Raw genomic sequence first — 23,673 nt, forward strand, 5'->3', positions numbered from 1 at the left:
TTTTCGGAGATCCTTGTGGGAGCGGGCTTGCCCGCGATTCAATAGTCGCCCTTGCACTACTGTTTCTGACCCACCACCCTGACATATTGCGCCGTTTATTCACCGAGAGGCCCCATGGCCCTGCCAAGCCGCCATTCACTCTTTCCATTCCTCAGTTGGTTGCCCAAGCAAACCCGCGCCAGCATCGGGCGCGACCTGGTCGTCGGCCTCAGCGGCGCGATTCTCGCGTTGCCGCAATCCATTGCCTACGCGCTGATTGCCGGCCTCCCTCCGGAATACGGCCTCTATGCCGCAATCATCCCGGTGCTGATCGCCTGCCTCTGGGGCTCGTCGTGGCATTTGATCTGCGGCCCTACGGCGGCCATCTCGATTGTCCTCTACGCCAGCGTCAGTCCTCTGGCCGTTCCGGCGACGCAGGACTACGTCACCGTGATCCTGTTGCTCACCTTCCTGGCCGGCATCTTTCAATGGCTGTTGGGTTTGCTGCGGTTTGGTGCGCTGGTGAATTTCGTCTCGCACTCGGTGGTACTCGGCTTCACCCTGGGTGCTGCCGTGGTGATTGCCATCGGTCAATTGCCTAACCTGCTGGGACTGGACTTACCCAGCCAAGCCACCGCGCTGGACAGTTTCATCACGTTGTTGCGCCATATCGGCGAAATCGACAAACCTTCGCTGGCGCTGGGGCTGGCGACCGTGGTGGTGGGCGTGATCCTCAAACTCCTGCTGCCACGCTGGCCGACGCTATTGATCACCCTGATCCTTGGCGGATTGCTGGTCTGGCTCTGGCCATCGATGCTCGGGCACGTGCAACTGGTCAGCGCCTTCACCGGCAAGCTGCCGCCTTTCAGTCCGTTGCCACTGGATCTCGATCTGATCCTGCGCCTGCTGCCCAGCGCCGTGGCGGTCGGCATGCTCGGGCTGGTCACCAGCCTGTCGATTGCCCGCTCGATTTCGGCACGTTCGCAGCAACTGCTCGACGCCAACCAGGAAGTTCGCGCCCAGGGCTTGTCGAACATGGTCGGCGCGTTTTTTTCCGGTTCGCTGTCTGCTGGCTCCTTCACCCGCTCGGGTCTCAGCTACGAGGCCGGCGCCTGCTCACCGCTGGCGGGGATTTTTTCGGCACTGTGGGTGGCGATGTTCGCCATATTCGGCGCGCGGTTGATCGAACACATCCCGATCCCGGCCATGGCCGGCAGCATTCTGTTGATCGCCTGGGGCCTGGTGGACCATCGCGGCATTCGCGCATTGTTGCGGGTCAGCCGCGCCGAGTTCGTGGTCATGGCGCTGACCTGCGTCGCTACGCTGCTGCTGGAATTGCAGACGGCGATCTACGCCGGCGTACTGGCCTCGCTTTTTTTCTATCTCAAACGCACATCCCAGCCACGGGTGCAGCATGTACGTGATGGTGAGGAGGACATTCTGCGGGTCGGCGGTTCGATCTTTTTCGGTGCCAGCCACTACCTGCAAGTACGCCTGCAACGCATGCACGGCGCGCGCGTGGTGATCGAGGCGCAGCAGATCAACTTCATCGATTACTCAGGGGTGGAAATGCTGCACCAGGAAGCGCGACGATTGCTGCGCCAGGACCGCAGCCTGACCTTGCGCCGGGCCCGGCCGCAGGTGGTAGAAGAGCTGAGGAAGCTCGAAGGCGCGGAGAAATGCCCGATCCGGTTTGAGGATTAAACAGATCGCAGCCTTCGGCAGCTCCTACAAGGTTTTGTGAATGTCTGTAGGAGCTGCCGAAGGCTGCGATCTTTGAAGTTAAAGGGCCAACTGCCGACGCAACTCCGCCAACACCGGCGCTGTATCCGGTCGCACGCCGCGCCACAGGAAAAACGCCTCCGCGGCCTGCTCGGCCAGCATCCCCAAGCCATCCATCGCCACCGCAGCCCCGTGTTCGCTGGCCCAGCGGCAGAACGAGGTCGGCTCCTTGCCGTACATCATGTCGTAGCACACCGTTTTGCCCGGTTCGATCAGGCTGGGCGCAATTGGAGGCACATCGCCCGTGAGGCTCGCGGAGGTCGCGTTGATGATCAGGTCCACCGATTCCTGCAACCAGTCATAGCCACTGGCCGAAACCGGCCCCAGATCGCAGAACAGTTCCGCCAGCAACTCGGCCTTGTCCACCGTACGGTTGGCGATGATCACCGAAACCGGCTGCTCGGCCAGCAGCGGCTCCAGGGCACCGCGCACCGCGCCGCCAGCGCCGAGCAGCAGGATACGTTTGCCCTTGAGGCTGAATCCGGCGTTGACCGTCAGGTCCCGCACCAGCCCGGCACCGTCGGTGTTGTCGCCCAGCAGGCTGCCATCGGCCAGTTTGCTCAAGGTATTGACCGCACCGGCGCGCTGCGCCCGCGCCGTCAGGCTGTTCGCCAGCCGATAGGCTTCTTCCTTGAATGGCACCGTCACGTTGGCGCCGCGTCCTTCGAGGAAAAACGTCCGGGCACAGGTGGAAAAGTCGTCGAGTGGCGCCAGCATTGTGTTGTAGTCCAGCTTTTGCCCGGTCTGCTCGGCGAACAGACGGTGGATCAACGGCGATTTGCTGTGGCCAATCGGGTTACCGAATACGACATAACGGTCCATCAGGATTCCTCGTTCAAGCTTCAGCCAACCAATCGCGGTCCTGCAGGAAGTACTCGGTCAGGCGCGCTTCTTCGCTGCCAGGCTCAGCCTTCCAGTCGTAGCCCCAGCGCACTTGCGGTGGCAGCGACATCAAGATCGACTCGGTACGCCCGCCCGATTGCAGGCCGAACAACGTGCCGCGGTCGTAGACCAGGTTGAATTCAACGTAGCGGCCACGGCGGAACTCCTGAAACTCGCGCTGTTTAGCCGTGAACGCGTCGTTCTTGCGGCGCTGCACGATCGGCAGGTAAGCATCGATGTACGCGTCACCGATGGCACGCATGAAGGCGAAGCTGGTGTCGAAATCCCACTCGTTCAGGTCGTCGAAAAACAACCCGCCGATGCCACGCGGCTCGTGACGATGCTTGATGTGGAAGTAGCTGTCGCACCAGGCCTTGTAACGCGGGTAGACGTCCGGGCCGAACGGCGCACAGGCCTGCTCGGCGATGCGATGCCAGTGGATGCAGTCTTCTTCGTTGCCGTAATACGGGGTCAGGTCGAAGCCGCCGCCAAACCACCAGACCGGTTCTTCACCTTCTTTTTCAGCGATGAAAAAGCGCACGTTGGCGTGGGAAGTCGGCACATGGGGGTTGTGCGGGTGAATCACCAGCGACACACCCAGGGCTTCAAAGCCACGGCCCGCCAGTTCCGGCCGGTGGGCGCTGGCTGAGGGTGGGAGACCGCTGCCGAAGACGTGGGAAAAGTTCACGCCACCCTTTTCAATCACCGTGCCGTTTTCAATCACGCGGGTGCGACCGCCACCGCCGGCCGGCCTGGTCCAGGCGTCTTCGACGAATTGCGTGCCACCGTCTTCGGCTTCCAGGGCGGCGCAGATACGGTCTTGCAGGTCGAGCAGGTAGGCTTTTACGGCCTCGGTGCGGGTCGTCATGTCATCACCTTGAATCGGGCAAAACAACGCGGCGCTCCATTGGAGCTCAGCCTGCGCAAATGGGCGCGTAGCATAACATCGCAAGTTACCCCTTCGCAGTTGACGAAAATCAAGCTTAGGAGTCCGATAGGACGCTTGGTAAAACGACCTATGGAGAGTTCTGATGGCAAAGCGTATCCAGTTTCGCGCCCATGGCGGTCCCGAAGTGCTCGAGTATGTGGATCATCAACCCGCCGAACCAGGTCCGAAGGAAGTGCGCGTGACCAACAAGGCCATCGGCCTGAACTTCATCGACACCTATTACCGTAGCGGCCTGTACCCACCGCCATCCCTGCCATCGGGCCTTGGCTCGGAGGGTGCGGGCGTGGTCGAGGCGGTCGGCAGCGACGTGACCCGCTTCAAGATCGGCGATCGCGTGGCCTATGGCAGCGGCCCTCTGGGCGCCTATAGCGAAGTTCATGTGTTGCCCGAGGCCAATCTGGTGAAACTGCCGGATGCAATCAGCTTCGAACAGGCCGCAGGCGTGATGCTCAAGGGCCTGACCGTGCAATACCTGCTGCGTCAGACTTATGAACTCAAGGGTGGCGAAACCATCCTGTTCCACGCCGCAGCCGGCGGGGTAGGCTCTCTGGCCTGCCAATGGGCGAAGGCCTTGGGCGTGAAGCTGATCGGTACGGTCAGTTCGCCCGAGAAAGCCGCACTGGCCAAGGCCAACGGCGCTTGGGCGACCATCGACTACAGCCATGAAAACGTCGCCCAGCGCGTGCTGGAATTGACCGACGGCAAAAAAGTCCCGGTGGTGTACGACGGCGTTGGCAAGGACACCTGGCTGACTTCGCTCGACAGCGCCGCACCGCGTGGCCTGGTGGTGAGTTTCGGCAATGCGTCCGGCGCGGTCGATGGCGTGAACCTGGGGATCCTGGCGGGGAAAGGCTCGCTGTACGTGACCCGGCCAACCCTGGGCACTTATGCGAACAACGCCGAGAACCTGCAACGCATGGCCGACGAGTTGTTCGAGATGATCATCAACGGCAAGTTGACCGTGGACATCAGTCAGCGTTTTCCACTGGCTGACGCGGCGAAGGCGCAGACCGAGTTGTCGGCGCGGCGTACGACGGGTTCGGTGGTTCTGTTGCCCTGACTGACGCCATCGCGAGCAGGCTCGCTCCCACAGGGGATTTGTGTTCGACACAGAACCAATGTGGGAGCGAGCCTGCTCGCGAAGGGCGCGCCTCGGTATTAATCCGGGCGCACAACCTTGCCGGTCGCCAGATCGCGAATCACGCTCGGGTTCTTGCGCCCGCCCAGATTGCCACCCAGCACCAGATCCACCTGCCCACGGAAGTACTGCTCGACGCGAAGCCGCGTGCGTGCCGCCGGGCGTCCCTGCGGGTTGGCCGACGTCGACACCAGCGGCCCGACCAGTGCGCACAAGTCCCGCACCAGTGGGTGATCACTGACCCGCAGCGCCACTGTTTCATGCACGCCGGTAATCCACTGCGGCAGCAGGTTCTGGTGCGGCACCAGCCAGGTGTTCGGTCCCGGCCAGGTACTGGCCATGCGGTCCATCCACAATTCGGGGAAGTCTTCGAAGAGGAAATCGAACTGACGGATGTTGTCGGCGACCAGGATCAGCCCTTTATCCTCGGACCGCCCCTTGATCAGCAGCAGACGCTCCACCGCTTCCTCGTCCCACGGGTCGCAACCCAGGCCCCAGACTGCTTCGGTTGGGTAGGCAATCACCGCCCCGGCGCGAATTGCTTGCGCGGCTTGTTGCACACGCCAACTGTTGACCATGAAAAACTCTCCAGAATAAGGCTCTGCGCAGTTTACCGATCTTGTTTATAAAACCTAGCTCACCCGTGCAAACCAGCGCCCGCTTTCGCAAATAGCGCGACCGTCCATTTCCAGTTCCGTCAACGCCGCCAGCACTTTCGGCAAGGTCCAGCCGCTTGCGTCGGCCAGCGCTTCACTGGTCAGAGGTGCGGCATGCAGCAACTTCAACAGGGGGTGGGTCGTTTCAGGGGTGAAGGATTCTGTGGATAACGACACTCGTTGCCAGCCGCGCAAGGCTTCGAGGATATGTTCGATGGTTTCCACCAGCACCGCACCGTCACGGATCAACTGATGGCAGCCGCGGGCACCGGGATGATGGATCGACCCGGGCATCGCAAACACCTCGCGCCCCTGTTCCGCCGCCAGCCTCGCGGTGATCAGTGAACCGCTGGCGACACTGGCTTCGACCACCAGCACCCCGAGGGACAAACCGCTGATGATCCGGTTGCGCCGGGGGAAGTTGCCGGCGCTGGGGCCGGCATCCAGCGGAAACTCCGAAAGCACTGCGCTGCCCGAAGCGATCATGGCGTCCGCCAGGCGTCTATTTCGCTGTGGATAAAACTTCTCGAGCCCCGTGCCGAGCACACCCACCGTTTGCCCGCCAATGTCCAATGCGGCCTGATGTGCGGCGGCGTCAATGCCCAAGGCCAGGCCGCTGGTAATGACAAAACCGGCACCCGCCAGGCTCCGGGAAAACGCGGCAGCGGTGTCCATCCCCGGCCGGGAAGCGCGACGGCTGCCGACCATCGCCAGTTGCGGTTTTTCCAGAATGCCGGGATCGCCGGCGACAAATAACAGCGGTGGTGCATCGCTGATTTGTGCCAGCAGTGCCGGGTAGTCCGGTTGGTCCCACATCAGTAAATGCTGGGTCGGATGCTCCAGCCACGCCAATGCATGACTGGCGCCGTCTCGGATCTCAGCGCTACGCCTGGCCTCGGAACAGGTCAGTGGCAAGCCCAGCGCGCGCCAGGCACTGGCAGGTGCACTGAGGGCTTTGGATGCCGAGCCGAAGGCTTCGAGCAATTTCTTGAAACGCGCCGGGCCGAGTTCCGGCAAACGGTGCAAACGTAAACGAGCTTCCAGTTCCGCGGGGGAAACCGGTGTAACGGCAGACAGCGACATGGATCATCCTTGATCGTTATGAGCACCCGTACAAACGGGAATAAGCTGTGGATAACTCTGTTGGTAACTTGTGAAGCACTCTTACGGATTTCGTACCTTGTCCATCACCGACAGCGAGCGCGAAGCGCTGAGCACCAGCCCATAACTGAGTTTGTCGTAGGTACGGAAAACCATCAGCAGACCGGCGCGCTCATCGGGAATTTTCAATGGCTGGCCGGTGATCCGGTCCCGCACTGTTTCACCGGTTTTCATCACTGCCAGCAAATTGCCTTCGACCAGACCGTCGCGCTGCCCCTTGTTCAGGGTAACCACGTCCAACTCGCCGATCTGCGTGACCCCGCGCGGAACATCGATGATCAAACCGTTGATGTCGTGGCTCGGTGCGCTGGGCGTGAAGGTCGAGTTGATCGCGTGTTCTTCACCGCTGAACAAGCGATCGCCGAGGCGAACTTCCTGGGTCGTGCGTTGCAACTCAAGGGTGGCGACGTCACCTTCGATGGCCACGACATCGCCGCCGCCGATGTCGTCGGCGTTGATCCCCAGGATTTCCTTGCTCTGCGGATCGGTGTAGACCTTGCCTTGGCGGAAGATACCGTACGCCGGTTTTGCCGGATCGAAATGGCCGCGGGCAAAGATGCGGTCACCCGCGCCGCTGAGCACCCGCTCGGAATCACCAGCGACGATGTAAGGCGCCTTGGTGAAATCCTCGGCCTTGTCGACGATGCGGTTGCTCAGCAGAAAGCTGTTGATCGATTTGAGCGCAATGCTGGGGATAACCTCGGTCACCGGGCTGCTGCGAACCTGAGGCGACAGCTTTATGGTGGGAATATCTTCCCGAAGTTGCACCTGCCCGTACGCCCAGCCTGCCGAAGCCAGGAGCAGCAGGGCGAGTAGTGATTTCCTCATGCGGTGAATCCCTTTATTATGTGCATTCGCGTGAAACGCCAGAGCCGTCAGTGGCTCGCTCCCGGCTTGCTTGTCAAAACTTGCTTGTCAACAGAAGGGAGCTACGTTTTACAACGGTAGCCTGCATTTCTTCGGACCCGCCAGGCCATCGACCCGACCTTACTTCACACGTGCACTGATCAAGCTTATGGCCATTTTAAACATCCTCGAATTCCCTGATCCGCGTCTGCGCACTATCGCCAAGCCAGTGGCCGTAGTGGACGACGAAGTGCGTCAGTTGGTCGACGACATGTTTGAAACAATGTATGAAGCGCCTGGCATCGGCCTCGCCGCTACCCAGGTCAACGTGCACAAACGTATCGTCGTGATGGACCTCTCCGAAGACCGCACCGAGCCGCGAGTGTTCATCAACCCCGAGCTCGAACCGCTGACCGATGACATGGGCCAGTACCAGGAAGGCTGCCTGTCGGTGCCGGGCTTCTACGAAAACGTCGATCGCCCGCAACGGGTCAAGGTCAAGGCGCTGGACCGCGACGGCAAGCCATACGAACTGATCGCCGAAGATTTGCTCGCGGTGTGTATCCAGCACGAATGCGACCACCTCAATGGCAAATTGTTCGTCGATTACCTGTCCACGCTCAAACGCGACCGCATCAAGAAAAAACTGGAAAAGCTTCATCGCCAGAACGCCTGATGCCCATCTTCAAAGGCTTGCTGCGGCAAGCCTTTTTCTTTTCAAGAGACGTCACCCATGACTGAGCCACTGCGCATTGTCTTTGCCGGCACCCCGGAATTCGCCGCCGAACATCTCAAGGCCCTGCTGAGCAGCCCTTACGAGATCGTCGCGGTCTACACCCAACCGGATCGTCCGGCCGGTCGCGGGCAAAAACTGATGCCGAGCCCGGTCAAGCAGCTTGCTCTGGAGAACAACATCCCGGTGTTGCAGCCGCCAACCCTGCGCAACGAAGACGCGCAAGCCGAACTGGCCGCGCTGAAACCGGACTTGATGGTGGTTGTCGCCTACGGCCTGATCCTGCCGCAAGTGGTGCTGGACATTCCGCGCCTGGGTTGCATCAATAGCCACGCTTCGCTGCTCCCGCGCTGGCGTGGTGCGGCACCGATCCAGCGTGCCGTGCAAGCAGGGGATGCCGAAAGCGGCGTGACCGTGATGCGCATGGAAGCCGGCCTCGACACCGGGCCGATGCTGCTTAAAGTCACCACGCCGATCAGCGCCGAAGACACTGGCGGCAGCCTTCACGACCGTCTGGCCGAAATGGGTCCACCGGCCGTGGTTCAGGCGATTGCCGGTCTCGCCGCAGGTACGCTGGAAGGCGAAGTGCAGGACGACAGCCTCGCCACCTACGCGCACAAATTGAACAAGGACGAAGCTCGCATCGACTGGAGTCGCCCGGCGGTTGAGCTGGAGCGTCTGGTGCGTGCATTCAACCCATGGCCGATCACCCACAGCACCTTGAATGGCGAAGCCCTGAAAGTGCTGGCCGCGAACCTGGCCGAAGGCAAAGGTGCACCCGGTGAAATCCTCAGCGCCAGCAAGGACGGCCTGATCGTCGCGTGCGGCGAGCAGGCGTTGTGCCTGACCCGTCTGCAATTGCCCGGTGGCAAGGCGCTGAACTTCAGCGACCTGTTCAACAGCCGCCGTGAGAAATTCGCCACTGGCACTGTCCTCGGTCAAGCGGCGGACGCTCAATGAATCCGCGTCTGGCCGCCGCCAGGGCACTTGCCGCCGTCCTGAACGGAAAAGCCTCGCTCAACAGTTCACTGCCAACGCAGTTGGACAAGGTCGAGGACCGTGATCGCGGCTTCACCCAGGACCTGGCGTTCGGCACCGCACGCTGGCAGCCACGTTTGTCGGCGCTGGCGGCCAAGTTGCTGCAAAAGCCGTTCAAGGCTGCCGATGCCGATGTTGAGGCGCTGCTGCTGGTCGGCCTCTATCAGTTGCTCTACACCCGCGTCCCGGCCCATGCCGCGATTGGCGAGACGGTCGGTTGCGCCGACAAGTTGAAAAAACCATGGGCCAAGGCCTTGCTCAACGCTGTCCTGCGTAACGCTCAGCGCGAAAGCGAAACGATTTTCGCCGAACTGGAACGCGATCCGGTGGTGCGCACCGCCCACCCGCGTTGGCTGCAGAAATCCCTGAAGGCGTTCTGGCCAGAGCAATGGGAAGCCATCTGCGCCGCCAACAACGCGCATCCGCCAATGATCCTGCGGGTCAACCGTCGCCATCACAGCCGGGATGCTTACCTCGGTTTGCTGACCGACGCCGGTATCGCCGCCACACCCTGTGTGTACAGCCGTGACGGTATCGTGCTCGAAGCCGCCGCCGACGTGCGCAGCCTGCCGGGTTTCGCCGAGGGCTGGATCAGCGTGCAGGACGAAGCGGCACAACTGGCCGCTGATCTGCTCGATCTGGCACCGGGCCAACGGGTACTGGACGCCTGCTGCGCACCCGGCGGCAAGACCTGTCATATTCTCGAAGCCGAGCCAAAGCTGGCCGGGGTGGTGGCGGTAGACCTGGAAGCCAAGCGTCTGGTGCGGGTGCGGGAAAACCTCGAACGCCTGAAACTGAGCGCCGAACTGATTGCCGCCGACGGCCGCGACACTCAGGCGTGGTGGGACGGCAAGCCGTTCCAGCGCATTCTGCTGGACGCGCCATGCTCGGCGACGGGCGTGATCCGTCGTCATCCGGACATCAAGCTGACCCGCCAGCCCGACGACATCGCCGCGCTGGCGCTGCTGCAAGGCGAGTTGCTCGACGCCATGTGGAACACCCTGGAAGTCGGCGGCATTCTGCTATACGCCACCTGCTCAACGCTGCCGACCGAGAACACCGAAGTCATCGAAGCGTTCCTCGCCCGCACGCCGGGCGCCCGTGAACTGGACCTCGCCACGGCGGCCGGTATCAAGCAGCCCCATGGTCGCCAGTTGCTGGCCCAGGAAGGCGGCCACGACGGGTTCTACTACGCCAAGCTGATCAAGATCGCCGCCGCACGCGGTTAAACGGATTCAATGGAGTGACTGGATGAAAATCATCATCCTCGGCGCAGGACAGGTCGGCGGTTCGCTGGCGGAACACCTGGCCAGCGAAGCCAACGATATAACCGTGGTCGACACCGACGGCGAACGCCTGCGCGACCTTGGCGACCGCCTGGACATCCGCACGGTGCAGGGCCGCGGTTCGTTTCCGACCGTGCTGCGCCAGGCCGGTGCCGACGACGCCGACATGCTGGTCGCCGTGACCAACAGCGACGAAACCAACATGGTCGCCTGCCAAGTCGCCCATACCCTGTTCCACACCCCGACCAAGATCGCCCGGGTTCGTGAGGCCGCGTACCTGACCCGCGAAGAGCAGTTGTTCCAGAATGAAGCGATTCCGGTGGACGTGCTGATCAGCCCGGAACAAGTGGTCACCAACTACATCAAGCGTCTGATCCAGCATCCGGGCGCCTTGCAGGTGATCGACTTCGCCGAAGGCAAGGCACAACTGGTCGCGGTTCGCGCCTATTACGGCGGGCCGCTGGTGGGCCAGCAACTGCGACAGCTGCGTGAACACATGCCGAACGTCGAAACCCGCGTGGCCGCCATTTTCCGCCGCGACCGGCCGATCCTACCCCAGGGCGATACCGTGATCGAGGCCGACGACGAGGTGTTTTTCATCGCCGCCAAAGCGAACATTCGCGCGGTCATGAGCGAAATGCGCCGTCTCGACGAAACCTACAAACGTATTGTCATCGCCGGTGGCGGGCAGATCGGCGAGCGTCTGGCCGAGGCCATCGAAAGCCGTTATCAGGTAAAGATCATCGAGATGAACCCGGCACGCTGCCGTCACCTCTCGGACCACCTCGACAGCACCGTGGTGTTGCAGGGCAGCGCCTCGGACCGCGACCTGCTGCTGGAAGAGAACATCGCCGACGCCGACCTGTTCCTCGCCCTGACCAACGACGACGAAGCCAATATCATGTCGTCGCTGCTGGCCAAGCGTCTCGGTGCGAAGAAGGTGATGACCATCATCAACAACCCGGCCTATGTCGATCTGATCCAGGGCGGCGACATCGACATCGCCATCAGCCCGCAACTGGCGACCATCGGCACCTTGCTGGCCCACGTACGCCGTGGCGACATCGTCAGCGTGCACTCACTGCGCCGTGGCGCGGCAGAGGCCATCGAGGCGATTGCCCACGGCGATGCGAAATCAAGCAAAGTGATCGGCAAGGCCATCGAGAATATCGGCCTGCCGCCGGGCACCACCATCGGTGCGATTATCCGCGACGAAGAAGTGATCATCGCCCACGATGACACTGTGATCGAAGCAGGCGACCATGTGATTCTGTTCCTTGTGGATAAAAAACATATTCGCGATGTGGAGAAGTTGTTCCATGTGGGGTTGAGCTTCTTCTGATCCGGATTTTTCGGTGATCAGACTGGCCTCATCGCGAGCAAGCTCGCTCCCACATTGGTTATATGTCGATCACAAAGCCCCTGTGGGAGCGAGCTTGCTCGCGATAGCGGTCGGACTGGCACCTGACCTCTAACCGACCTACCTCAAAAAGGAATCCACCGATGATCGAATCCCTGGAAAAAATGCTCGCCAAGGGTGTGGATAACTCATTGCTGCGCTTCGGCCTGGGCAAGGGTTATCTGGATCTGGGGGAGAACGCCAAGGCGGCGGAGCATTTTCAGCGCTGCGTCGAATTCGATCCGAAGTATTCGGCGGCGTGGAAACTGCTGGGCAAGGCCCATCTGGCGCTGGCGGACGTTGCGGCCGCGCGCCAAGCCTGGGAACAAGGCCTGGAAGCCGCTCGCAACCATGGCGACAAGCAGGCAGAAAAGGAAATGACAGTGTTTCTGAAAAAGCTGGATCGCACAGCTCAGAGATAGCGCAAGCCAATCCCTTCGGCATCCACCAACACCACTTCCATGCGTACCCGCGGTGCGCCTGTGGGTAAGTCTTGCACCTGCCCGTAGACCACCGCGCCCCGGGGCAACGCCGACAGTTTCGGATGCTTGACGTAAACGCCGGTGGTCGACAGGTTGCGCGTCTGGCCCAGGCATTCGCCGATGTTTTCGTGACTGATCTTGATGCGGAATGACTTGCGATGTTCGGACATCTTCTGCGCCCTTGAGAACGGGTGGTGGATACATGTAGGAGCGAGCTTGCTCGCGATGGATGCAAGGGCGCCGCGTTCAACCAGGCAGCCCGCATCATCGTTAACGTCCATCGCGAGCAAGCTCGCTCCTACAAGGTTATCCACAGAGTGTGCCAGGTAAGTCAGTACCAGCGCTCTTCACCCGGTGGCCGCTTCTTGAAGCGCTTCATGCTCCACATGTACTGGCTCGGGTAGGCCCCGACATAACGCTCGACCACTTTACTCATGGCCGCACAGGATTCCGCCGTATCGGTGCTGTACATGGCCTCTGGCGCGGCTTCGAGGATCACTTTGTAGCCTGAACCGTCGGGCAGGCGCAGCGCATGCAGGAACACGCCGACCGCTTTGCCGCCAGCGAGCATGTTGGGTACGAATTTGCTGGTCAGTGCCTGGGTGGCGAAGAACGGCACGAAGATCCCGGCGGATTCGGCCGGTTCCGGGTCAGCAGGAATGCCCACTGCACCACCTTTGCGCACTTCCTTGATGACGCTGAGGATGCCTTCCTTGGTGGAAGCAGCGACCTTGTTACCCAGTTGCACCCGTTGCTTTTGCAGCAACTCGTCCACCGCCTTCAATTTTGGCGGGCGGTAGAAAATGATCGGTTTGCACTGGCTGCAATAGAAGTGATTGAGCACTTCCCAATTGCCCAGATGGCTGGTGATGCCAACCACGCCTTTGCCGGAGGCGAGGGCGTCCTTCAATATGTCGAGGCCTTCGACCTCGCGCACCAGGTCGATGGAGCGCTGGGCCGGCCAGATCCAGGCACAGGCGCTTTCGGTCAGGGACTTGCCGATGTCCTTGAGGCTCTGTCCGACTAAACGTTCGCGCTCGGCGGGGTCCATGTCCGGAAAGCACTTGGACAGGTTGATCCGTACCACGTCGCGGGAACGGTTCGGGGTTTTCCACATGACCCAGCCAATCGCCGAGCCCACGGCCTGCACGGCCCGCCACGGAAGCAGGGCAAACAGCCGCAGAGCGCCTACCAGCAAGGCGCCTTTAAACTTATCCACAGGTCACTCCTGATCTTGTGCTGTGCGCGAGGCGGCTATTCTAACCGCCGTTCGCCAACTGCGCGTAGCGGTCGCAATCCCGGGTGTGATCCATGACCATGCCCGAGGCCTGCATCAGCGCGTAGCAAATGGTCGGTCCGACGAACGTGAATCCGGCTTTTTTCAGGCCTTTGCTCATCTCCACGGCGGTCGGCGTCACGGCCGGGACTTCGCTGCGATCCTTGAAATGATTGATCACAGGCGTGCCACCGACGAACGACCAGAGAAACGCCACCGGGTCCTCCAACGCCAGCCAGGCCTGGGCATTGCGCCGGGCCGCGTTGAGCTTGAGGCGGTTGCGGATGATCCCCGGATCGAGCATCAACTCGTCGATTTCGGCATCGCTCATCTGCGCCACGCGCTGGACATCAAAACCGAACATCACCTGACGATAATGCTCGCGTTTGCGCAGCACAGTGATCCAGGAAAGCCCGGCCTGGAACCCTTCGAGCAAAAGCAACTCGAACAAACCCTGCGCATCGCGTAGCGGCGTGCCCCACTCCTGATCGTGATAAGCCATGTACAGCGGATCTTCGGAACACCAAAAGCAGCGTGGCATAAGGCTCCAGGGGGCGTGCGCAGCAATGAATCGGGTATACTCCCGCTCTTTAAATCGCAGCCCAAGAAACAGGTGAATTTCGTGAGCCAGCCTACGCCAGCCGTGCGTACCTTCCAAGACTTGATCCTCGCCCTCCAGCAATACTGGGCCGAGCAAGGTTGTGTGGTACTTCAGCCCTACGATATGGAAGTAGGCGCCGGCACTTTCCACACTGCTACATTCCTGCGCGCCATTGGCCCGGAAACCTGGAACGCCGCCTACGTGCAGCCAAGCCGTCGTCCGACTGACGGCCGCTACGGCGAAAACCCGAACCGTCTGCAGCACTACTACCAGTTCCAGGTGGTCCTGAAGCCGAACCCGGACAACTTCCAGGAACTGTACCTGGGCTCCCTCAAGCACGTCGGCCTGGACCCGCTGGTCCACGACATCCGCTTCGTCGAAGACAACTGGGAATCGCCGACCCTCGGCGCCTGGGGTCTGGGCTGGGAAGTCTGGCTCAACGGCATGGAAGTGACCCAGTTCACTTACTTCCAGCAAGCGGGCGGCATCGAGTGCTACCCGGTGACCGGCGAGATCACCTACGGCCTCGAGCGCCTGGCCATGTACCTGCAAGGCGTGGACTCGGTCTACGACCTGGTCTGGGCTGACGGTCCGTTCGGCAAAGTGACCTACGGCGATGTGTTCCACCAGAACGAAGTGGAGCAATCGACCTACAACTTCGAACACGCCAACGTCGACAAGCTGTTCGAACTGTTCGATTTCTACGAAAGCGAAGCCAAGCGCCTGATCGAACTCGACCAGCCGCTGCCGTTGCCGAGCTACGAAATGGTGTTGAAGGCTTCCCATACCTTCAACCTGCTGGATGCGCGCCGGGCAATTTCCGTGACCGCGCGTCAGCAATACATCCTGCGTGTACGCACCCTGGCGCGTTCCGTTGCGCAAGCCTACCTGCTGGCTCGCGCCAAGCTGGGCTTCCCGATGGCGACCCCGGACCTGCGTGACGAAGTACTGGCCAAGCTGGAGGCTGCACAATGAGTGCTCTGGATTTTCTGGTTGAACTGGGCACTGAAGAACTGCCACCCAAGGCCCTGAACACCCTGGCCGAGGCGTTTCTTGCCGGTATCGACAAGGGCCTGCAAGCTGCCGGCCTGAACTACGAGACCAAAACCGTTTATGCCGCGCCACGCCGCCTGGCTGTGCTGATCACCTCGCTGGCCACCCAGCAGCCGGATCGCAGCATCAACCTCGATGGCCCGCCACGTCAGGCTGCATTCGATGCCGAAGGCAATCCGACGCAAGCGGCACTGGGTTTTGCCAAAAAGTGCGGCGTCGAGCTGAGCGAAATCGATCAGAGCGGCCCGAAACTGCGCTACAGCCAGAGCATCGCCGGCAAGCCGACCGCGAGCCTGCTGCCAACCATCGTCGAAGATTCCCTGAACGACCTGCCGATCCCGAAACGCATGCGTTGGGGTGCGCGCAAGGAAGAGTTCGTGCGTCCGACCCAATGGCTGGTGATGCTGCTCGGTGACCAGGTCATCGACTGCACCATCCTTGCCCAGAAAGCCGGTCGCGATTCACGTGGTCACCGCTTCCATCACCCGGAAAGCGTGCGTATCGGTTCGCCGTCCAGCTACCTGGCCGACCTGCGTGCCGCCTACGTGCTGGCCGATGCCAACGAGCGTCGCGAGATCATCAGCAAGCGCACCGAAGAGCTGGCCACCCGTCAGGAAGGCACGGCAATCGTTCCGCCGGCCCTGCTCGACGAAGTGACTGCGCTGGTCGAATGGCCGGTGCCGCTGGTGTGTTCGTTCGAGGAACGCTTCCTTGACGTGCCGCAAGAAGCCCTGATCACCACCATGCAGGACAACCAGAAGTACTTCTGCCTGCTGGATGCCGACGGCAAGTTGCTGCCACGTTTCATCACCGTGGCCAACATCGAAAGCAAAGACCCGCAGCAGATCATCGCCGGTAACGAGAAAGTGGTTCGCCCACGCCTGACCGACGCCGAATTCTTCTTCAAGCAAGACAAGAAGCAGAAGCTCGAAGACTTCAACCTGCGCCTGCAGAACGTGGTGTTCCAGGAAAAACTCGGCAGCGTCTACGACAAGGCCGAGCGTGTTTCCAAACTGGCCGCGTTCATCGCTCAACGCATCGGCGGCAACGCCGCGTGGGCCGCTCGTGCCGGCCTGCTGTCGAAGTGCGACCTGTCGACCGAAATGGTCGGTGAGTTCCCGGAGATGCAAGGTGTCGCCGGTTACTACTACGCCCTCAACGATGGCGAGCCGGAAGATGTCGCACTGGCCCTGAACGAGCAGTACATGCCGCGCGGTGCCGGTGCTGAACTGCCGTCCACCCTGACCGGTGCGGCCGTGGCCATCGCCGACAAGCTCGATACGCTGGTCGGTATTTTCGGCATCGGTATGCTGCCAACCGGTAGCAAGGACCCGTATGCCCTGCGCCGTGCGGCACTGGGCGTGTTGCGCATCCTGATAGAGAAACAACTGGATCTGGACCTGACCGAGGCCGTGGCCTTCGCCGTGGATGCGTTCGGTACCAAGGTCAAGGCTGCCGGCCTCAACGACTCGGTGCTGGAATTCATCTTCGACCGTCTGCGTGCCCGTTACGAAGACGAAGGCGTCGATGTCGCCACCTACCTGTCGGTACGTGCCCTGAAGCCGGGCTCGGCCCTGGACTTCGACCAGCGCGTGCAAGCGGTAGAGGCCTTCCGCAAATTGCCGGAAGCCGCTGCCCTGGCCGCGGTGAACAAGCGCGTGTCGAACCTGCTGAGCAAGGTCGAAGGTTCGGTGCCTACGGTCGTGGAAGCCAAGTACTTCGACAATGCCAACGAGTTCTCCCTGTACTCGGCGATCCAGCAGGCTGACCAGGCTGTACAGCCAATGGCCGCCTCGCGTCAGTACAGCGAATCCCTGGCACGCCTGGCCGCCCTGCGCGAGCCGGTGGATGCGTTCTTCGAAGCGGTGATGGTCAACGCGGAGGACGCAAAAGTCCGCGCCAACCGTTATGCATTGCTGGCGCGTCTGCGTGGGTTGTTCCTCGGCGTCGCCGACATTTCGCTGCTGGGCTGAGGAGTTGCTGTTGAAACTGCTGATTCTCGATCGGGACGGAGTGATCAATTACGACTCCGACGCTTACATCAAGTCGGTGGAGGAGTGGATTCCACTCCCCGGTTCGATCGAAGCCATCGCGCAGTTGAGCAAGGCCGGCTGGACGGTAGCCGTCGCTACCAACCAGTCGGGCATCGCTCGCGGCTACTACGACCTCGCCACCCTGGATGCCATGCACGAGCGCTTGCGCGCGCTGGTGGCGGAGCAGGGCGGTGAAGTCGGCCTGATCGTCTACTGCCCCCACGGGCCGGACGAAGGCTGCGATTGCCGCAAGCCGAAACCCGGGATGTTGAAAAACATCGCCGCACATTACAACGTGTCGCTGACTGATCTATGGTTCGTCGGCGATAGCCTTGGTGACCTGGAAGCCGCTAAAGCCGTCGATTCACAGCCAGTTTTGGTTAAGACCGGAAAAGGCGAAAAGACTTTGGGCAAGACCCTTCCGGCAGGCACCTTGATTTTTGACGATCTGGCGGCGATTGCCGCAGAACTTATCCACAACTGCCGTTAATAAGTGGTGCGCTTCGATTGTTCCTGACAAAGGATGAAAGGGAAGTGCGCTTTATATAGACGGGCATTGCCCGCATTGGTAAACGTCACCATGTCGATACTGCAGGCCATCAGAACATTCCTCTTTTACCTGCTGCTGGGCACCAGCTCCTTGCTGTGGTGCAGCCTGAGCTTTTTTATCGCGCCGTTTCTGCCGTTCAAGGCACGCTATCGCTTCATCAACGTGTACTGGTGCCGCTGCGCCTTGTGGCTGAGCAAAGTGTTTCTGGGTATCCGCTACGAAGTGAAGGGTGCCGAGAACGTCCCTGAACGGCCTTGCGTCATTCAGTCGAACCACCAGAGCACCTGGGAGACATTCTTTCTCTCTGCCTACTTCTCACCGCTGAGCCAGGTGCTCAAACGCGAATTGCTCTATGTGCCGTTCTTCGGTTGGGCCATGGCCATGCTGCGACCGATCGCCATCGATCGTGACAACCCGAAAGCCGCACTCAAGCATGTGGCGCAGAAAGGCGATGAGTTGCTCAAGGACAATGTCTGGGTGCTGATCTTCCCCGAAGGCACGCGCGTTCCTTACGGCACCATCGGAAAGTTCTCGCGCGGTGGCAGCGCATTGGCGGTCAACGCCGAATTGCCCGTGTTGCCGATTGCGCACAACGCCGGCAAGTTCTGGCCGAAAACCGGTTGGGCGAAGAAGCAGGGCGTCATCACCGTGATCATTGGCACACCGATGTATGCCGAAGGCACCGGACCGCGAGCCATTGCTGAATTGAACGACCGGGTCCAGGCCTGGAACGAGCAGATGCAACGGGAAATGGGCTCACTGCCCCCGGCTCCGCAAGCGCCGGTTTCAAACGATCAGGTGACTGTCTGAGATTCTGTGGATAACCTGTGTACCGTTTCCTTTAAAACCGTCGTTATTTGCACGTAACTTTATGATTTTTTTACATATTTCTTAGAATGATAAATCCCATAAAAACGTGCATAAGTTTTTTTTGGACGTAAAAAAACCGGCTGATATAGCCGGTTTTTTTATGCCCGGAATAATCGCCGGCAGTCGACACGACGGAGCAACCTGGATCGTTCGCTTTCATTCCGTAAACAGCGGAAATTGCAGCCTGAATGTCGTCCCCTGGCCCACCTCGCTCTGACACTCGATTCGCCCGCCGTGCCGGTCCACAACCGCTTTGACTATCGACAATCCCAACCCCACGCCATCGATACCCTGGGCGGATGAACTGCGCCGGGTCGAACAAACCCTGCAACAGATGGCCGAGAAAGGAGAGCAGCCGTGGTCACTGCACAGCTTCGAACGGGCCGAAGACCTGTTGCGCCAACTACGGCGGGAAACCTTCGACCTGCTGATCCTCGACTGGCAACTGCCCGACCTCTCGGGTTTGTCATTACTGCAATGGACCCGCGAACACATGGAAGCGCCGCCCGCGGCCATCATGCTCACCAGTCGCGACGGCGAAAGCGATATCGTTCAGGCCCTGAATGCCGGCGCCGACGACTACGTCAGCAAACCGTTCCGCCCCAATGAACTGAAAGCCCGTGTTGGCGCGGTCCTGCGCCGCCATGGCCAGCAGCGCATGGCCGCCGCCGAAGGGTTGAGCTTCAATGACCTGGTGTTCGACGACGCCGAACTGACCATCACTCGCGACGGCAAACCGATCGTCATGACCGAACGCGAATACCGCCTGGCGCATTGCCTGTTCAGCAACCTCGGTCGACCGCTGTCGCGGGATTACCTGTACGAACGATTCTGGCCCCACGAAGAAATGTCCTCGTCCCGGCCGCTGGACACCCACATCTATCGCCTGCGCAACAAGCTTGGCCTGACAGCGGATCGCGGTTGGCAGTTGCTGACGATTTACGGGTATGGGTATCGGTTGGAGAGTGTGGCACCGGCGAGCGAGAGTCGCAGGCAATAAAAAAGGTTCATTACGCATTCCCGGGGGAACACAGATTACGAAATATCTGTAGGAGCTGCCGAAGGCTGCGATCTTTTGATCTTGATCTTCAGACATCTCCAGATCGAAAAAGCAAGATCAAAAGATCGCAGCCTTCGGCAGCTCCTACAGGGGAACGCGTGCACCACCAAACAACGAGGTCGAGCGTTAGCTCGCCTCACGGTGCTGTTGCGGTGTGCGCCCCTTCGAGAGGTCGAACGTCAGGGGCAAGAGCCCTTGGTTACTTGGGGCCGGGCGGCGTTCCGTTTTTCCGAGTTACCCGCCGTAAAGGCGGAATCTTAAGTGGCCGTCATCGCCAGCAAGCTGGCACCTACAGTTTCCCGGAATTACGTGATGAACCAAAAAAAAGGCCAATGCAGATGCATTGGCCTTTTCGTTGGCGTCGACCGGAATCAGAAGTCCAGGTTGGACACCGCCAGGGCGTTGCTCTCGATGAAGTCACGACGAGGCTCGACCGCATCACCCATCAGGGTGTTGAAGATCTGGTCCGCGCCAATGGCGTCTTCGATGGTCACTTTAAGCATGCGGCGCGAGCCCGGGTCCATGGTGGTTTCCCACAGCTGATCCGGGTTCATCTCGCCCAGTCCTTTGTATCGCTGGATGGTGTGGCGCTTGGTGCTTTCGGCCATCAACCACTCAAGGGCTTCCTTGAACTCGGTGACCTGCTTCTTGCGCTCGCCACGCTGGATGTACGCGCCGTCGTCCAGCAAGGTGCTGAGTTGAGCGCCCAGGGAAACTACGGTCTTGTAGTCGTTGCTGCCGAAGAAGTCGCGGTTGAAGGTGACGTAGTTGGACAGGCCGTGGGAGATCAGTTCGACCTCTGGCAGCCAGACGTTACGCTCACGGTCTTCACGCAGGCTGGCCTTGTAGACCAGACCCGACTTCTCGACGGTGCGCAGACGCACTTCGTACTGGGCCAGCCAATCCTGCATCGCTGCGTGATCGGACAGTTGATCCATGCTGACCGCCGGCAGGTAGATGAAGTGCTCGGTCAGTTCCTGCGGGTACAGGCGCGACAGACGCTTGAGGGTCTTCATTACCAGACGGAAGTCGTTTACCAGACGCTCAAGGGCTTCGCCGGAGATACCCGGTGCTTCCTCGTTCAGGTGCAGGCTCGCATCTTCCAGGGCCGACTGCGTCATGTACTCTTCCATGGCGTCGTCGTCTTTGATGTATTGCTCTTGCTTGCCTTTCTTCACTTTGTACAGAGGCGGCTGGGCGATGTAGATGTAGCCACGCTCGATCAGCTCCGGCAACTGACGGAAGAAGAAGGTCAGCAGCAGGGTACGGATGTGCGAACCGTCGACGTCAGCATCGGTCATGATGATGATGTTGTGATAGCGCAGCTTGTCGATGTTGTACTCTTCGCGACCGATGCCGCAGCCCAGCGCGGTGATCAAGGTGCCTACTTCCTGGGAAGAGATCATCTTGTCGAAGCGTGCCTTCTCGACGTTCAGGATCTTACCCTTGAGAGGCAGAATCGCCTGGGTCCTGCGGTTACGTCCCTGCTTGGCAGAGCCGCCCGCGGAGTCACCTTCCACGAGGTACAGTTCGGACAGGGCAGGGTCTTTTTCCTGGCAGTCGGCCAGTTTGCCTGGCAGGCCGGCGATGTCCAGCGCACCTTTGCGGCGGGTCATCTCACGGGCCTTGCGCGCCGCTTCACGGGCACGGGCGGCGTCGATCATCTTGCCGACAACCAGCTTGGCTTCGTTCGGGTTTTCCAGCAGGAAGTCGGAGAAGTACTTGCCCATTTCCTGTTCGACCGCAGTCTTCACTTCGGAAGATACCAGCTTGTCTTTGGTCTGGGAGCTGAACTTCGGATCCGGTACCTTCACCGAAATGATCGCGGTCAAGCCTTCACGGGCATCGTCACCGGTAGTGGCGACCTTATGCTTCTTCGCCAGGCCTTCTGCTTCGATGTAGGTGTTCAGGTTACGTGTCAGTGCGGAACGGAAACCCACCAGGTGAGTACCGCCGTCGCGCTGTGGAATGTTGTTGGTGAAGCACAACAGGTTCTCGTTGAAGCTGTCGTTCCACTGCAGGGCGATTTCCACGCCGATGCCGTCTTCACGCTGGATGTTGAAATGGAACACCTGGTTGACCGGGGTCTTGTTGGTGTTCAGGTATTCAACGAACGCACGCAGGCCGCCTTCGTACTTGAACAGCTCTTCCTTGCCGCTGCGCTCGTCCTTGAGGACGATGCCGACACCGGAGTTGAGGAAGGACAGTTCACGAATCCGCTTGGCCAGGATGTCCCAGCTGAAGTGGATGTTCTTGAAGGTTTCGCTGGAAGCCTTGAAGTGGATCTGCGTACCGGTGGTTTCGGAGTCGCCAACGATTTTCATCGGCTCTTGCGGAACACCGTGGACGTAAGTCTGTTCCCAGATCTTGCCACTACGGCGAACGGTCAGGACCAGCTCTTCCGACAGGGCGTTAACTACCGACACACCCACACCGTGAAGACCACCGGAAACTTTGTAGGAGTTGTCGTCGAATTTACCGCCGGCGTGCAGCACGGTCATGATGACCTCGGCTGCCGAAACGCCTTCTTCTTTGTGTACGTCTACCGGGATGCCACGGCCGTTGTCGCGAACGGTGATGGACTCATCCGGGTGGATGATGATGCTGATATCGTCGCAGTAGCCGGCGAGCGCTTCGTCGATCGAGTTATCGACCACCTCGAACACCATGTGGTGCAGACCGCTGCCATCGTCGGTATCACCAATGTACATACCGGGACGTTTGCGTACGGCATCCAGGCCTTTCAGCACTTTAATGCTCGTTGAGTCGTACGTATTTTCTTCGCTCAATGCCTTCACTCCCGATGGTCGTGGGTCTGGGTGATACGGCCCTGTTCCACGTGGAACAGAGCGACTGGCGTTTCCGTCTGCCAGCCTTCCCTCAATAATTCGTGATCTACACAGGTGATAAATACCTGGCAGCGTAAGTCTTCCAACAAGCGGCAAAGCGCGCGACGGTGGTGCTCGTCCAACTCGGACGGCAAGTCATCCACCAGATAAATACACTGACCGCGTCGAGCCTGGCTGACCAGGTGCCCTTGGGCAATCCGCAATGCGCAAACCACCAACTTCTGCTGGCCACGGGACAAGATGTCCGCAGCGTTGTGTGCGCCCAGTCTGAGACGCAAATCAGCTCGTTGTGGTCCGGCCTGGGTATGCCCCATTTGCTGGTCCCGCTGCAAAGACCCGGCGAGCACAGCACTCAGTTCACGGTCCTTGTCCCAGCCGCGGTAATAGCTGAGCGTCAAGCCTTCAAGCTCAACCAGTTCGCTCAAGGTTTGTTCAAAGACTGGTTTCAAGGCTTTGATATAAGCGCGGCGGTATTCATCAATTTCAGCGCTGGCCTGACACAGTTCCCTGTCCCAAACCGCTTGCGAAACGGCGTCAAGTGTACCATGCCGCAGCCAAGAGTTTCTCTGGCGCAGGGCCTTCTGCAAGCGCTGCCAGGTTGACATGAAGCGCGGTTCCACGTGGAACACGCCCCAGTCGAGAAACTGCCGGCGAATCTTCGGCGCACCTTCCAGCAATCGAAAACTGTCAGGATTGATCAGTTGCAGCGGCAATATCTCCGCCAGTTGCGCGGCGCTGCGCGCGTTCTGTCCATCGATACGGATCTGGAATTCGCCTTGGCGATCCCGCGAAATGCCCAGGGCGCTGTGCCCACCCTCCGCCAGTTCAACCTGGCCAAAGACCGTGCATGCCAGTTGCTCGTATTGAATGACCGGCAACAGTCGGGTGCTGCGAAACGAACGGGCAAGCCCCAGCAGATGGATGGCTTCCAGAACACTGGTTTTGCCGCTGCCGTTGGCGCCGTAAAGGATATTGATTCGGGGGGAGGGGGAGAAGGTCACCGGGTGCAGATTGCGCACCGCGGTGACCGAGACGCGACTTAAGGACATC

At 60.3% G+C, this 23,673-nt stretch carries 21 protein-coding genes and 2 pseudogenes; 12 read left to right on the forward strand and 11 right to left on the reverse strand.

Annotation, left to right across the window (positions count from 1 at the left end):
• Window positions 1-114: 114 nt before the first annotated feature.
• Entirely contained in the window at window positions 115-1,683 is a 1,569-nt protein-coding gene (locus AC3WJW_RS06800; RefSeq protein WP_493725551.1) for a SulP family inorganic anion transporter, read from the forward strand.
• Between the two features lie 78 nt (window positions 1,684-1,761).
• Here the strand turns inward: AC3WJW_RS06800 and aroE are convergent, their stop codons facing one another.
• Both aroE and hemF read right to left on the reverse strand, forming a co-directional pair.
• On the reverse strand, window positions 1,762-2,583 hold the full coding sequence (gene aroE / locus AC3WJW_RS06805) for a shikimate dehydrogenase (protein ID WP_493725552.1): 822 nt from the start codon (window positions 2,581-2,583) through the stop codon (window positions 1,762-1,764).
• Between the two features lie 13 nt (window positions 2,584-2,596).
• Window positions 2,597-3,511 (reverse strand): oxygen-dependent coproporphyrinogen oxidase, encoded by a 915-nt coding sequence (gene hemF, locus AC3WJW_RS06810; RefSeq protein ID WP_015092863.1) that lies wholly within the window; start codon window positions 3,509-3,511, stop codon window positions 2,597-2,599.
• A gap of 163 nt (window positions 3,512-3,674) precedes the next feature.
• Between hemF and AC3WJW_RS06815 the strand changes: the two genes are divergently transcribed.
• On the forward strand, window positions 3,675-4,652 hold the full coding sequence (locus AC3WJW_RS06815) for an NADPH:quinone reductase (RefSeq protein WP_493725553.1): 978 nt from the start codon (window positions 3,675-3,677) through the stop codon (window positions 4,650-4,652).
• Between the two features lie 98 nt (window positions 4,653-4,750).
• Here AC3WJW_RS06815 and tsaC read toward each other — a convergent pair whose 3' ends face one another.
• The 3 genes and pseudogenes from tsaC to AC3WJW_RS06830 form a co-directional block, all read right to left on the reverse strand.
• A complete protein-coding gene (tsaC, locus tag AC3WJW_RS06820; protein WP_102700999.1) occupies window positions 4,751-5,308 on the reverse strand; it encodes an L-threonylcarbamoyladenylate synthase type 1 TsaC in 558 nt (185 codons plus the stop codon).
• Between the two features lie 54 nt (window positions 5,309-5,362).
• Window positions 5,363-6,469: a DNA-processing protein DprA gene (dprA, locus tag AC3WJW_RS06825; RefSeq protein ID WP_493725554.1), complete on the reverse strand. Its 1,107-nt coding sequence runs from the start codon at window positions 6,467-6,469 to the stop codon at window positions 5,363-5,365.
• Window positions 6,470-6,550: 81 nt separating this feature from the next.
• Window positions 6,551-7,297, reverse strand: a pseudogene (locus AC3WJW_RS06830) (peptidoglycan-binding protein); the annotation flags it as partial.
• Window positions 7,298-7,562: 265 nt separating this feature from the next.
• On the opposite strand from AC3WJW_RS06830, the gene def reads away from it, so the two are divergent.
• The 5 genes from def to AC3WJW_RS06855 all read left to right on the forward strand — a co-directional run bounded on the left by def (window position 7,563) and on the right by AC3WJW_RS06855 (window position 12,271).
• On the forward strand, window positions 7,563-8,069 hold the full coding sequence (gene def, locus AC3WJW_RS06835; protein ID WP_007969867.1) for a peptide deformylase: 507 nt from the start codon (window positions 7,563-7,565) through the stop codon (window positions 8,067-8,069).
• 57 nt (window positions 8,070-8,126) lie between these two features.
• The gene (gene fmt / locus AC3WJW_RS06840) at window positions 8,127-9,086 is read left to right on the forward strand and encodes a methionyl-tRNA formyltransferase (RefSeq protein ID WP_015092859.1); all 960 of its coding nucleotides are present in this window, start codon (window positions 8,127-8,129) and stop codon (window positions 9,084-9,086) included.
• Window positions 9,083-10,393, forward strand: a complete 1,311-nt coding sequence (gene rsmB / locus AC3WJW_RS06845) for a 16S rRNA (cytosine(967)-C(5))-methyltransferase RsmB (RefSeq protein WP_493725555.1) — start codon at window positions 9,083-9,085, stop codon at window positions 10,391-10,393. The genes fmt and rsmB overlap by 4 nt, the downstream gene beginning before the upstream one ends.
• 22 nt (window positions 10,394-10,415) lie before the next feature.
• On the forward strand, window positions 10,416-11,792 hold the full coding sequence (gene trkA, locus AC3WJW_RS06850) for a Trk system potassium transporter TrkA (protein WP_007969870.1): 1,377 nt from the start codon (window positions 10,416-10,418) through the stop codon (window positions 11,790-11,792).
• A 161-nt stretch (window positions 11,793-11,953) separates the two neighbouring features.
• On the forward strand, window positions 11,954-12,271 hold the full coding sequence (locus AC3WJW_RS06855; protein WP_493725556.1) for a tetratricopeptide repeat protein: 318 nt from the start codon (window positions 11,954-11,956) through the stop codon (window positions 12,269-12,271).
• On the opposite strand, the gene AC3WJW_RS06860 is transcribed toward AC3WJW_RS06855, so the two are convergent.
• The 3 genes from AC3WJW_RS06860 to AC3WJW_RS06870 all read right to left on the reverse strand — a co-directional run bounded on the left by AC3WJW_RS06860 (window position 12,262) and on the right by AC3WJW_RS06870 (window position 14,148).
• On the reverse strand, window positions 12,262-12,501 hold the full coding sequence (locus AC3WJW_RS06860; protein ID WP_015092855.1) for a PilZ domain-containing protein: 240 nt from the start codon (window positions 12,499-12,501) through the stop codon (window positions 12,262-12,264). The two genes, AC3WJW_RS06855 and AC3WJW_RS06860, sit on opposite strands and share 10 nt — an antisense overlap.
• 161 nt (window positions 12,502-12,662) lie before the next feature.
• A complete protein-coding gene (locus AC3WJW_RS06865; protein ID WP_493725557.1) occupies window positions 12,663-13,550 on the reverse strand; it encodes a lysophospholipid acyltransferase in 888 nt (295 codons plus the stop codon).
• A 40-nt stretch (window positions 13,551-13,590) separates the two neighbouring features.
• Window positions 13,591-14,148 (reverse strand): DNA-3-methyladenine glycosylase I, encoded by a 558-nt coding sequence (locus tag AC3WJW_RS06870; protein WP_007985082.1) that lies wholly within the window; start codon window positions 14,146-14,148, stop codon window positions 13,591-13,593.
• Between the two features lie 81 nt (window positions 14,149-14,229).
• On the opposite strand from AC3WJW_RS06870, the gene glyQ reads away from it, so the two are divergent.
• The 4 genes from glyQ to AC3WJW_RS06890 all read left to right on the forward strand — a co-directional run bounded on the left by glyQ (window position 14,230) and on the right by AC3WJW_RS06890 (window position 18,654).
• Window positions 14,230-15,183 (forward strand): glycine--tRNA ligase subunit alpha, encoded by a 954-nt coding sequence (glyQ, locus tag AC3WJW_RS06875; protein ID WP_003187265.1) that lies wholly within the window; start codon window positions 14,230-14,232, stop codon window positions 15,181-15,183.
• Window positions 15,180-17,234, forward strand: coding sequence for a glycine--tRNA ligase subunit beta (glyS, locus tag AC3WJW_RS06880; RefSeq protein ID WP_104450371.1), 2,055 nt, complete (start codon window positions 15,180-15,182; stop codon window positions 17,232-17,234). The genes glyQ and glyS overlap by 4 nt, the downstream gene beginning before the upstream one ends.
• A 4-nt stretch (window positions 17,235-17,238) precedes the next feature.
• The gene (gene gmhB, locus AC3WJW_RS06885; protein ID WP_493725558.1) at window positions 17,239-17,784 is read left to right on the forward strand and encodes a D-glycero-beta-D-manno-heptose 1,7-bisphosphate 7-phosphatase; all 546 of its coding nucleotides are present in this window, start codon (window positions 17,239-17,241) and stop codon (window positions 17,782-17,784) included.
• A gap of 90 nt (window positions 17,785-17,874) precedes the next feature.
• Complete coding sequence (locus AC3WJW_RS06890; protein WP_104450370.1) at window positions 17,875-18,654, forward strand: lysophospholipid acyltransferase family protein; 780 nt, start codon at window positions 17,875-17,877, stop codon at window positions 18,652-18,654.
• 216 nt (window positions 18,655-18,870) lie between these two features.
• On the opposite strand, the pseudogene AC3WJW_RS06895 reads toward AC3WJW_RS06890, so the two are convergent.
• Window positions 18,871-19,026 (reverse strand): annotated as a pseudogene (locus AC3WJW_RS06895) (ATP-binding protein); the annotation flags it as partial.
• On the opposite strand from AC3WJW_RS06895, the gene AC3WJW_RS06900 reads away from it, so the two are divergent.
• The gene (locus AC3WJW_RS06900; RefSeq protein ID WP_493725783.1) at window positions 19,001-19,714 is read left to right on the forward strand and encodes a response regulator transcription factor; all 714 of its coding nucleotides are present in this window, start codon (window positions 19,001-19,003) and stop codon (window positions 19,712-19,714) included. The pseudogene AC3WJW_RS06895 and the gene AC3WJW_RS06900 overlap by 26 nt on opposite strands.
• Before the next feature lie 431 nt (window positions 19,715-20,145).
• Here the strand turns inward: AC3WJW_RS06900 and gyrB are convergent, their stop codons facing one another.
• Together gyrB and recF are read right to left on the reverse strand one after the other, a co-directional pair.
• On the reverse strand, window positions 20,146-22,563 hold the full coding sequence (gene gyrB, locus AC3WJW_RS06905) for a DNA topoisomerase (ATP-hydrolyzing) subunit B (protein WP_007969881.1): 2,418 nt from the start codon (window positions 22,561-22,563) through the stop codon (window positions 20,146-20,148).
• 5 nt (window positions 22,564-22,568) lie between these two features.
• Window positions 22,569-23,672 (reverse strand): DNA replication/repair protein RecF, encoded by a 1,104-nt coding sequence (recF, locus tag AC3WJW_RS06910; protein ID WP_007969883.1) that lies wholly within the window; start codon window positions 23,670-23,672, stop codon window positions 22,569-22,571.
• Between the last annotated feature and the right edge of the window lies 1 nt (window position 23,673).

It is taken from the genome of Pseudomonas sp. GW821-FHT07G06, from assembly GCF_058986625.1.

Excerpts from the sequence above, each read along its gene's own strand:
- AC3WJW_RS06800 (WP_493725551.1), top strand. The coding sequence starts at position 115 with ATGGCCCTGCCAAGCCGCCATTCACTCTTTCCATTCCTCAGTTGGTTG.
- aroE (WP_493725552.1), bottom strand. The coding sequence starts at position 2,583 with ATGGACCGTTATGTCGTATTCGGTAACCCGATTGGCCACAGCAAATCG.
- hemF (WP_015092863.1), bottom strand. The coding sequence starts at position 3,511 with ATGACGACCCGCACCGAGGCCGTAAAAGCCTACCTGCTCGACCTGCAA.
- AC3WJW_RS06815 (WP_493725553.1), top strand. The coding sequence starts at position 3,675 with ATGGCAAAGCGTATCCAGTTTCGCGCCCATGGCGGTCCCGAAGTGCTC.
- tsaC (WP_102700999.1), bottom strand. The coding sequence starts at position 5,308 with ATGGTCAACAGTTGGCGTGTGCAACAAGCCGCGCAAGCAATTCGCGCC.
- dprA (WP_493725554.1), bottom strand. The coding sequence starts at position 6,469 with ATGTCGCTGTCTGCCGTTACACCGGTTTCCCCCGCGGAACTGGAAGCT.
- def (WP_007969867.1), top strand. The coding sequence starts at position 7,563 with ATGGCCATTTTAAACATCCTCGAATTCCCTGATCCGCGTCTGCGCACT.
- fmt (WP_015092859.1), top strand. The coding sequence starts at position 8,127 with ATGACTGAGCCACTGCGCATTGTCTTTGCCGGCACCCCGGAATTCGCC.
- rsmB (WP_493725555.1), top strand. The coding sequence starts at position 9,083 with ATGAATCCGCGTCTGGCCGCCGCCAGGGCACTTGCCGCCGTCCTGAAC.
- trkA (WP_007969870.1), top strand. The coding sequence starts at position 10,416 with ATGAAAATCATCATCCTCGGCGCAGGACAGGTCGGCGGTTCGCTGGCG.
- AC3WJW_RS06855 (WP_493725556.1), top strand. The coding sequence starts at position 11,954 with ATGATCGAATCCCTGGAAAAAATGCTCGCCAAGGGTGTGGATAACTCA.
- AC3WJW_RS06860 (WP_015092855.1), bottom strand. The coding sequence starts at position 12,501 with ATGTCCGAACATCGCAAGTCATTCCGCATCAAGATCAGTCACGAAAAC.
- AC3WJW_RS06870 (WP_007985082.1), bottom strand. The coding sequence starts at position 14,148 with ATGCCACGCTGCTTTTGGTGTTCCGAAGATCCGCTGTACATGGCTTAT.
- glyS (WP_104450371.1), top strand. The coding sequence starts at position 15,180 with ATGAGTGCTCTGGATTTTCTGGTTGAACTGGGCACTGAAGAACTGCCA.
- AC3WJW_RS06890 (WP_104450370.1), top strand. The coding sequence starts at position 17,875 with ATGTCGATACTGCAGGCCATCAGAACATTCCTCTTTTACCTGCTGCTG.
- recF (WP_007969883.1), bottom strand. The coding sequence starts at position 23,672 with ATGTCCTTAAGTCGCGTCTCGGTCACCGCGGTGCGCAATCTGCACCCG.